Here is a 9,049-nt window from a genome sequence, read left to right as displayed (position 1 = left end):
GCTGCTGCTGCCGGTGGTCGTGTTCGTCATCAGCACGACGCGGCTCGCCGAAGCAGCCCGCCAACGCAGACTCGCCGCACTGCGCCTGGTCGGAGCCAGCGCCTGGCAGGTCCGCCGCATCGCCTCCGGCGAAACGCTCGTCGGCACGATCACCGGCGTGCTCGCCGGGTGGGCGCTGTTCATCACCTGCCACGTGGTGGCGGACCGGGTCGACGTGGCCGACGAATCGATGTTCACCGCCGACCTCGCCCCCGCGTGGTGGGCGGCGGTGCTGATCACCCTCGGCGTTCCGCTGACCACCGTGCTGATCTCCCTTGCCGCCTTGCGCGGCGCCGTGCACGACCCGCTGCGCTCGGTGCGCCAGGCCACGCCCATCCGCCGCCGGTTGTGGCCGCGGCTGGTGCCGCTCGTGCTCGGCCTGGCGGGCGCGGTGTTCCCGTGGCCGCAGGTGTACTCGTCGAACGCCGTGCGCCTCGCGATACCGGCCGGCTCGGTCGCGCTGGTGCTGGTCTCGGTGCCGCTGCTGCTGTCGTGGATCGTCGAGACCGTCGCCCGGCGATGGCACGGCGGACCGGTCGCCTGGCAGCTCGCCCTGCGCCGGCTGCACCTGACCAGCGGCACCGCCGCCCGCTCCGTCAGCGCCATCGCCGTCGTCGTCACCGGCGTCATCGCCCTGCAGACGATGTTCGCCTCCTTGGAGCACCAAGCCCTGCGGCTGGCCGGGCGGGCAGGCGCCGCTCCAGCTCAGATCAGCATCGGTGGCGAGGAGGATCGGACCGGGCGCGACGGAATGAGCGCCACGGCCGCCGAGGTCGCGGCACTGCCCGGGGTGAGCTCGGTGAGCCCGCATCACTCGATCTCCCTGCAGTCGGGGCGATCCGTCGCCCGGGTCGTGATCGTCGACTGCGCCACCGCCGCAGCCTCCTTCCCCGTGGGGGAGTGCCGGGACGGCGACGCGTTCCTGCCCGAACACACCGCAGGGACCGACGAGCAGTTGCCCATCTCCGCAGGGCAGCAGTGGGAGATCCTGACGACCGGCTCCAACGCCACCGGTGCGGGCACCATCGCCTGGACCATCCCACCCCTGCGGCACATCGGGCCCTCCACCGATTCGTCGAACACCGCGGAACTGGTGCTGACCCCGGCCGCGGCCGCCGGAATCCCGATGGAGATCCGCAGCGTGCGCATCGAGGTCGACCCCACCGCGCAGGCGCCACCGGACCTCGAGGAGCAGGTCCGCACCGTGGCCGGGGCACACCTGCCGTTCCCGGCCGTCCACCGGAGCGTGGCGTTGACGGACTCGTCCGCCGAGCTGCGGATGGTCGAGTACGGGCTGCTGCTGGGCGCGATGGTCGTGTTCGCGCTGATCGGCTGCAGCCTGCTGGTCACCGCAGTCGAGCAGATCCAGGAGCGAACCCGGCCGATGGCCGTGCTCGGAGCTGTGGGCGCCAAGCGCAGCACCCTCGTGTGGTCTGCGTTCCTGCAGAACGCCGTCCCCATGCTGCTGGCCCTGCTGCTCGCGGTACCCCTCGGTTGCCTGCTCGGCGGGCTGATCATGGTGTCGCTGTTCGCGGCGCCGCCCGTCCCGGACCTGCCCGGCATGGGCGCGGTGCTGTCCTTCGCCGCGGTCTCGGTGCTGGTGGTGACCGCCCTGACCGCACCCGCCCTGTCCAAGGCCATGAGCTCCGACGGGCTGCACACCGAATAGGCCGCACCCGGCAGGAACCGAGCGCACGCTGAGAACCGAACACCGCCGAGGAGCCCGGATGAACCGGATGCGCACCTGGAGCACCGACCTGGGACTGGGCGTGCGCCTCGCCATCGGTGACCGCAACACCCCGTGGGGCAGGCTCGCCCTGATGACCACCGGCATCGGCATCGGCGTCCTGGTACTGCTGATCAGCGCCGCGCTGCCGAACTGGATCGACGCCCGCCAGCAGCGCTCCGCCGCCCGCGACATGACCGACGCTTCGGCCGTGCTCTCGCACGTCCCGGCGGCGGTGCTCGGCATGAACGGCGGGACGGTGTTCGGGCGGGCACCGGTGAACGGCCTGCTCGTCCAACCGGGGCGCCCGGACGCGCCGTTGCCCGCCGGACTGGACCGCTACCCCGCACCGGGCGAGCTCATCACGTCCCCGGCACTGGCCGACCTGCTCGCCGAACCCGGATCCGAGCTGTTGCGCCAACGGCTGCCCGGCACCGTCGCCGGCACCATCGACGACGACGGGCTGCTCTCGCCGAGGGAGCTGTACTACTACGGCGCGGCCACCGGGCTGACCGAGTGGAACGCCGACTACCGCGTCGACGACCACTTCGGCGAGGGATACCAGGACAGGTCTGCCCTGACGCAGGACGCCCTGTTGCTGTGGTCGGTGGGTGCCTGCGCGCTGCTGCTGCCGGTGGTCGTGTTCGTCATCAGCACGACGCGGCTCGCCGAAGCAGCCCGCCAACGCAGACTCGCCGCACTGCGCCTGGTCGGAGCCAGCGCCTGGCAAGTCCGCCGCATCGCCTCCGGCGAAACGCTCGTCGGCGCCACCACCGGCGTGCTGGCGGGCTGGGCGCTGTTCGCCGCCTGCCACGTGGTGGCGGACCGGGTCGAGGTGGCAGGAGCCTCTGTGTTCGTCGGCGACTTCACGCCCGTGTGGTGGTTGGCGGTGCTGATCACCCTCGGCGTTCCGCTGACCACCGTGCTGATCTCGCTGGTCGTGCTGCGCGGCGCGGTGGGGGACCCGCTCGGCTGGGTGCGCCGCGCGGTGCCCGGCGGGCGCAGGTTGTGGCCGCGGCTGGTGCCGCTCGTGCTCGGCCTGGCGGGGATGGTGGTCCCCTGGTCGGAGTGGGGCACCTCGGACCTGAGAGCCGCGGTACCGATCACCTCGGTGGCTCTGGTGCTGGTGTCGGTCCCGCTGTTGCTGCCGTGGATCGTGGAGACCGCGGCCCGGCGAGTGCGGGGTGGCCCGGTGGCCTGGCAGCTCGCGCTGCGCCGGCTGCACCTGACCAGCGGCACCGCCGCCCGTTCCGTCAGTGCCATCGCCGTCGTCGTCACCGGTGTCATCGCCCTGCAGACCATGATCGCCTCCCTCGACCAGCAGTACGAGAAGCCGGCCACCACGCCGAACGACTCCCTGGAGGTGTACGTCCACGGGCGGGAGGACCTGACCGGCCGAGGGATGAGCGCCACGCGGGACGCGCTCGCCGCGTTGCCCGGGGTGCGCTCGGTGACGGCCCAGCACACCACGTCCCTGCGCTCCGGGGAGCGCTCCTCCGCCACGGTGGTGATCGCCGACTGCGCCACGATCCGCCGGAGCGTCGAGGTCGGGGAGTGCCGGGACGGTGACGCGTTCCTGCCCGCCCCCACCCGCTACAACACCACCGCGGACCGGCCCGAACAGCCGCTGCGCGAAGGACAGCTCTGGCAGCTCGACGCGCGCGGCGCGAACGCCACCGGTCTCGGCACGCTTCCGTGGACCGTCCCACCGGTGCGCGCCGTCGGGCCCCTCGACGCCGCGTCGGAGGTGACCACCATCGCGAACCTGGTGCTGACCCCCGCCGCGGCCGCCGGCATCCCGATGGAGGTCCGCCGGGCGAACATCACCGCGGTGCGCGACGAACAGGCACCCCCGGAACTGCTCGAGCAGATCCGCACCGCGGCGTGGCAGCACCTGCCGAGCCCGGACATCTACGAGAGCTACACCGCGGGGACGGAGACGCGCACCGCCTTGAACCTGGTCAAGTACGGGTTGCTGGCGGGGGCGCTGGGCGTGTTCACGCTGATCGGCTGCAGCCTGCTGGTCACCGCCGTCGAGCAGATCCACGAACGATCCCGGCCGATGGCCGTGCTCGGAGCCGTCGGCGCCAAGCGCAGCACCCTCATGTGGTCCGCCTTCCTGCAGAACGCCGTACCCATGCTGCTGGCCCTGCTGCTCGCCATCCCGATCGGCTTCGCCCTCGGCTGTGTGATCACGGCGGGCAGCTACCGGTACGTGCCCGTGCCGGACCTGCCGGGCGCCGCCGCGGTGCTGGGCTTCGCCGCGGTCTCGGTGCTGGTGGTGACCGCCCTGACCGCACCTGCCCTGTCCAAGGCCATGAGCTCCGACGGGCTGCACACCGAATAGGCCCGGTGATCCCGCCCGCACCCCGTCCCGCCGCCACCGGCACGATCAACCCCGGGACCGGAGACCGTCCCGAACCGAGAACCGAACGCCGCCGAGGAGGCAGGGCGATGACAAGGATCCGCAGCTGGATCGCGGACCTGGTGCTGGGTGTGCGCCTCGCCGTCGGCGACCGCAACACCCCCTGGGGCCGGCTCGCCCTGATGACCACCGGCATCGGCATCGGCGTCCTGGTGCTGCTGACCAGCGCCGCCCTCCCGACCTGGACCGCCGCCTGGGACCAGCGCTCCGCCGCCCGCGACATGGCCTACGCGACCTCCGAGCGCGCGCACGTCCCGGCCGCGGTGCTCGGCGTGGGCAGCCACACCACGTTCCGCGAGCAGGGCATCTCCGGCGTGCTGGTCGAACCGCGGCGCCCGGACGCCCCGCTGCCCGCCGGACTGGACCGCTACCCGGCACCGGGCGAGCTGATCGTGTCCCCGGCGCTGGGTGACCTGCTCGCCCGGCCCGGCTCGGCCCTGCTGCGGGAACGCCTGCCCGGCACCGCCGTCGGCACCATCCGCGACGACGGGCTGGTCATGCCCGGGGAGCTGCACTACTACGCGGGCACCACCGGGTTGACCGAGTGGAACTCGGACTACCGCGTCGACGACCACTTCGGCGAGCGCTACACGGGCATGACCTCGCAGCAGGACATCCTGCTGCTGTGGGCGGGAGGCGGGTGCGCGCTGCTGCTGCCGGTGGTCGTGTTCGTCATCAGCACGACACGGCTCGCCGAAGCCGCCCGCCAACGCAGACTCGCCGCACTGCGCCTCGTCGGCGCCAGCGCCTGGCAAGTCCGCCGCATCGCCTCCGGCGAAACCCTCATCGGAGCCCTCGCCGGAGTCCTCACCGGATGGGCCCTGTTCGGCGGCGCGCACCTCGCGCTCGCCAGCATCGAGACGCCCTACGCGTCGGTGTTCGTCGCCGACCTCACCCCGCAGTGGTGGATCGCCGCGGCGGTCACGTTCGGGGTGCCGGTCGGGACCGTGCTGATCTCGCTGGTCGCGCTGCGCGGCGCCGTGCACGACCCGCTCGGCTCGGTGCGCCGGGCCACGCCCGCCCGCCGCCGGTTGTGGCCGCGGTGCGTGCCGCTGGTGGTCGGGGTCCTCGGCGTCGTGGGCGCCCGCTGGCCGGGCTGGGGCCCGAACTGGTGGATGTCCTGCCTGGTCGTCTCGATCGCGCTGATCCTGCTGTCGGTGCCGCTGCTGCTGCCGTGGGGCGTCGCGTTCCTCGCCGAACGGGTTCGCGGCGGGCCGCTCGCCTGGCAGCTCGCGCTGCGCCGCCTGCACCTCACCAGCGGCACCGCCGCCCGCTCCGTCAGCGCCATCGCCGTCGTCGTCACCGGCGTCATCGCCCTCCAGACCATGATCGCCTCCACCGAGGCGCAGCACGCGCGGCGCTCCGCGGACGCCGGCAACGCGCACTCGATGCACATCTACGCGAGCGAGGACCCGACCGGCCGCGACGCGATGAGCGCCACCGCGGCCGAGATCGCGGCGATGCCCGGGGTGCGAGCGGTGACCGCGCTGCACAGCGTCCACGTCAGCCCGGACGCCGACTCGATGGTGACGATCGGCATCGCCGACTGCACCATGATCACCCGCTTCGCCCGGGTGGGCGAGTGCCACGACGGCGACGCGTTCCTCCTCGACATCCCCGGCGACCTCGATCGCGTCGACGTCCGCGCGCAGGAAGGCCGCCAGTGGCAGATCACCACCCCGCGCCCGAACGCGGCGGGCACCGGCCCGGAGGTGGTGGGCTGGCCCGTTCCGCCCGTGCGCTCCGCCGGCCGGGGCACCGGCGAGTTCACCGGCTACGACCTGGCCCTGACCCCGGCCGCGGCCACCGCGATCCCGATGGAGGCGCGCAACGCGCTGCTGGGCATCGACCTCGACGCCACCGCGCCACCCGAGCTGGTCGAGCGCATCCGCAACGCGGCCGCGGCGAACCTGCCGAATCCCGCCGTCGGCGCGGACGTCTGGACCGGCGACGCCGAATCGGAGGAGATGATCCGGCTGGTCAAGTACGGGCTGCTGCTGGGCGCGATGGTCGTGTTCTCCCTGATCGGCTGCAGCCTGCTCGTCACCGCGGTCGAGCAGATCCAGGAACGCTCCCGGCCGATGGCCGTCCTCGGAGCCGTCGGCGCCAAGCGCAGCACCCTCGTCTGGTCCGCGTTCCTGCAGAACGCCGTACCGATGCTGCTCGCGCTGGTGCCCGCGGTGCCCATCGGCTACGCCACCGGACTGCTGGTCGTGGCGACGTCGTCCGAGGACCTGGTCGCCCCGGACCTGGCGGGGACGGCGGTCGTGCTGGCCTTCGCCGCCGTGTCGGTACTGGTCGTCACCGCCCTCACCGCCCCCGCCCTGTCCAAGGCCATGGGCAGCGCGGGCCTCCACACCGAGTAGCCGCCGCCGATGCCGAGGAGACCGCGCACGATGAGCAGGATTCGCACCTGGACCACCGACCTGGTGCTGGGGGTCCGCCTCGCCGTCGGCGACCGCAACACCCCCTGGGGCAGGCTCGCCCTGATCACCGTCGGCGTCGGTACCGGCGTGCTGGTGCTGCTGATCAGCGCCAGCACGCCGACCTGGATCGAGCACCAGGGAGAACGCGCCGCGGGCAGGCAGATGACCTACGACGCCGCCGAAGCCGGACCGCCCGCCGCCGTCCTCGGCGTCCAGCGCTCCACGATCTTCCAAGGGCAGTACATCAACGGGCGGTTGCTCCAGCCGCAGCGCCCCGACGCGCCCCTGCCCGCCGGGCTCGACCACTACCCGGCACCGGGCGAACTGGTCGTGTCCCCGGCACTGCGCGAACTGCTCGCCCGACCCGACTCGGCACTGCTGCGGGAACGGCTGCCCGGCACCATCGTCGGCACCATCGGCGACGACGGACTGGTCACCCCCGCCGAGCTGTACTACTACGGCGGCACCGCGGAACTCACCGAGCAGACCGCGGAATCCCGCGTCGTCGACCACTACGGCGAAACCGCCGAGCCGGACGCGGACGCGGGCAACTGGGTGCTGGTGCCGGTGGGAGCGACCGCGCTGCTGCTGCCGGTGGTCGTGTTCGTCATCAGCACGACCCGCCTCGCCGAAGCGGCCCGGCAACGCAGACTCGCCGCACTGCGCCTCGTCGGCGCCAGCGCCTGGCAAGTACGGCGCATCGCCTCCGGCGAAACCCTCATCGGCGCCCTCGCCGGAGTCCTCGCCGGATGGGCCCTGTTCGGCGGTGCACACCTCGCGCTCTCCCGGTTCGAAACCTCGTTCGTGGCCGTGTTCGTCGCCGACCTCACCCCCGTGTGGTGGATCGCGGTGCTGATCACCATCGGGGTACCGGCGCTGACCGTGCTGATCTCGCTGGCCGCCCTGCGCGGCGCCGTGCACGACCCGCTCGGCTCGGTGCGCCGGGACGGAGTCCCCCGTCGCCGGTTGTGGCCCCGCACCGCCTCGATGGCACTGGGCATCGCCGGCCTCGGGGCGTCCCGGCTGCCGCTCGACCTGGACACCACCGCCTGGACCGCGCTGATCGTCGTCTCCGTCGCGCTGATGCTGCTGTCGGTACCGCTGATGCTGCCGTGGGTCGTCGAAACCGCCACCCGCAACGCGGGTCGCGGACCGCTGGCCTGGCAGCTCGCCCTGCGCCGACTGCACCTCACCAGCGGCACCGCCGCCCGCTCCGTCAGCGCCATCGCCGTCGTCGTCACCGGCGTCATCGCCCTCCAGACCATGATCGGCGCACTCGAGCAGCAGCTCGCGCACAGCGCACCCGGCGACCGGACCGCCACCATCTCCGGCCGCGAGAACCGGCCCGGCCGGGACGAATTGCAGCACCTGCGCACCGACCTCGCCGCCATGCCCGGAGTGACCGCGGTGAGCGGCTACCACCGGATCACCGTCGAAGCCGAACCCGACCGCTCCAGCTTCGCGGTGATCGCAGACTGCGACCTGATCCTCCGCACCCGGCTGGCCGCCGACTGCCGCGACGGAGACACCTTCGCCCCGCCCGGAGGAGGAGCCGTCAAAGGCGCCCCGCCGCGCACCGGCGAAACCTGGCTCGTCAACGCCGGACCGGACCGCGGCACCGCGACCCTCCCCATCCCGCCGCTGCGCCCGACCGAACCGCAACACGTCGAACGCGGCGAGATCCCCCTCGCGAGCCTGGTGATCACCCCCGCCGCGGCCGCGGGCATCCCGACCGAGCTGCGCAGCGTCGACATCGACGTCGAACTGGCCGCGACGGCACCGCCCGACCTCGCCGAACGCATCCGCAACCGCGCCGAAGCGGCGCTGGACGGCGGGGCCGTCTTCGAGAACACCCCGCAGGACGCCGCGGCGTCCCTCGCCATGCTCGACCTGGTGAAGACCGGGCTGCTGGCGGGAGCACTGGTGGTGTTCACGCTGATCGGCTGCAGCCTGCTGGTCACCGCCGTCGAACAGATCCACGAACGAACCCGGCCGATGGCGGTGCTGGGCGCAGTCGGAGCCGAACGCAGCACGCTGGTGTGGTCGGCGTTCCTGCAGAACGCCGTCCCCATGCTGCTGGCCACCGCGATCGCGGTGCCCGCCGGGTACGGGCTCGGCGCCCTCATCTACGCCACCGACGGCGACCTGCCCGCCCTGGACCTGCCCGGCGCCGCCGCCGTGGTCGGCTTCGCGGCGGTCTCGGTGCTGGTCGTCACCGCGCTCACCGCACCCGCCCTGACCAAGGCCATGAACACCACAGGTCTTCATGCTGAGTAGATCGCCTGGTTCTCTTGCTCGGTGGGGCGGGTGGCGGAACCTCAGCGGCGCCCTCGCTGCGGGATCGTTTTCACAGGTGGCTCCGCCACAGGAGAAAACGCTGTCCTCGCGAGGACACCGCTGAGGGCGACCCCGGCGGCGGCCTGGGTGCGCCCG

General features: G+C 73.0%; 4 protein-coding genes. All 4 read left to right on the top strand.

Annotated elements, in window-relative coordinates:
• On the top strand, positions 1–1,708 hold a 1,708-nt coding region (locus tag ABZ805_RS28640; protein WP_358446860.1), incomplete at its 5' end, for an FtsX-like permease family protein.
• 58 nt (positions 1,709–1,766) lie between these two features.
• Complete coding sequence (locus ABZ805_RS28635) at positions 1,767–4,112, top strand: FtsX-like permease family protein (protein ID WP_358446857.1); 2,346 nt, start codon at positions 1,767–1,769, stop codon at positions 4,110–4,112.
• A 107-nt stretch (positions 4,113–4,219) separates the two neighbouring features.
• Positions 4,220–6,556 carry an FtsX-like permease family protein gene (locus tag ABZ805_RS28630; RefSeq protein WP_358446855.1) on the top strand — a complete coding sequence of 779 codons (2,337 nt, stop codon included), beginning with the start codon at positions 4,220–4,222 and terminating at the stop codon, positions 6,554–6,556.
• Between the two features lie 30 nt (positions 6,557–6,586).
• Positions 6,587–8,893 (top strand): FtsX-like permease family protein, encoded by a 2,307-nt coding sequence (locus ABZ805_RS28625; RefSeq protein WP_358446852.1) that lies wholly within the window; start codon positions 6,587–6,589, stop codon positions 8,891–8,893.
• The last annotated feature ends 156 nt before the right edge of the window (positions 8,894–9,049 follow it).

Source organism: Saccharopolyspora sp. NPDC047091, assembly GCF_040643635.1.
Taxonomy (GTDB): domain Bacteria; phylum Actinomycetota; class Actinomycetes; order Mycobacteriales; family Pseudonocardiaceae; genus Saccharopolyspora_C.
This window is presented reverse-complemented; position numbering and strand designations above follow the sequence as displayed.

Excerpts from the sequence above, each read along its gene's own strand:
- ABZ805_RS28630 (WP_358446855.1), top strand. The coding sequence starts at position 4,220 with ATGACAAGGATCCGCAGCTGGATCGCGGACCTGGTGCTGGGTGTGCGC.
- ABZ805_RS28625 (WP_358446852.1), top strand. The coding sequence starts at position 6,587 with ATGAGCAGGATTCGCACCTGGACCACCGACCTGGTGCTGGGGGTCCGC.
- ABZ805_RS28635 (WP_358446857.1), top strand. The coding sequence starts at position 1,767 with ATGAACCGGATGCGCACCTGGAGCACCGACCTGGGACTGGGCGTGCGC.